1 protein-coding gene and 1 tRNA gene are annotated in these 1,060 nt (G+C 40.9%); one reads left to right on the top strand and one right to left on the bottom strand.

What is annotated here, in order from left to right; translation table 11 throughout:
* Positions 1 to 77: 77 nt before the first annotated feature.
* On the bottom strand, positions 78 to 596 hold the full coding sequence (locus AC805_RS16580; protein ID WP_055076440.1) for a tetratricopeptide repeat protein: 519 nt from the start codon (positions 594 to 596) through the stop codon (positions 78 to 80).
* A gap of 317 nt (positions 597 to 913) precedes the next feature.
* On the opposite strand from AC805_RS16580, the gene AC805_RS16575 reads away from it, so the two are divergent.
* Positions 914 to 987 (top strand) — tRNA-Arg (locus AC805_RS16575).
* Positions 988 to 1,060: the final 73 nt, after the last annotated feature.

Here is a 1,060-nt window from a genome sequence, read left to right as displayed (position 1 = left end):
GTCCTGATACAGTTGGCGGCAGTTATAGATCTTGAGTGGCGGCGTGAAGCGTTGCCAATTATTGCTTTTAGGTTTGTTTAAGCAGTTGTTACGACTTGCTTGCGTAAGGAATTTAAGCGACGATTAGCAGTTTCATTTTTGGTATCCAGTACCAAGACTTGCTCGTACATTTCGATCGCTTGAGGCAGTAACTTTTTCTTTTCGTAGGCATGACCGAGATTGTTAATTGCCGTTACATAGCCTTCTTGCAGGGCGATCGCTTCTTTATAGTTTTTGATGGCAAGATCGTACTGCTCTTGAGAAAAGTAGGAAAATCCAAGGGCGTTATAAACTTCGGGGATATTATCTCCACCTTCTTTCAGAGCCTTGTTAAATAGGGTAATAGCCTGAGCGTAGAGCTTTTTCCGCAAATAGACACTACCGAGCTGATAATAGTCCTCAGGGCTACCTTTTTCCTTTTGGAGCTTGGGCTGGAGGTCAGAGATGACATTTTCTAAGCTCCGCGCTTTCAAAATCTGGCGGATAACTAACCAGCTAACCCCAGCTAGCAGCACAACTAATGCCCCAAGGTATGCGATCGCTAATGTACTATCCATAAATATTTACTAATTTCAATCATTTTTTTAACAGAGTTTTTCTATCATTGCACTCTAGCAATTTGTTTAGGGAGTTTAAAAAGTAATTTTTAACAAAGATCGTTGATTATTTTGTGAGCTAATACCAATTCCCGAAAGTGTGACAACAGGTTTGTGAATTGAAAACCAGACTCAGCAAGGGTTTCCAAAGCTCAAAATGGCTATGCCATTTTGAGCTTTGGTATAATTAGCTTGGTGCAATTAAGATGATGAGATTGGTTCGACCAATTGCAAAAAACTTAACTTTTAGTGTAAGATAGTGAATCGTGAAATTGTTTGGGCTAGTAGCTCAGTTGTATAGAGCAATCGCCTTCTAAGCGATCGGTCGTGGGTTAGAGTCCCCCCTAGCCTGTTTTGTTTATATCCGAAGGTAGCCTTCATCAAATGAAGGCTATCTTCGGTACTTGTATAGCTGTCGCCAAGTG

It is taken from the genome of Pseudanabaena sp. 'Roaring Creek' (genome assembly GCF_001402795.1).
In the GTDB taxonomy this organism is placed as follows: domain Bacteria; phylum Cyanobacteriota; class Cyanobacteriia; order Pseudanabaenales; family Pseudanabaenaceae; genus Pseudanabaena.
This window is presented reverse-complemented; position numbering and strand designations above follow the sequence as displayed.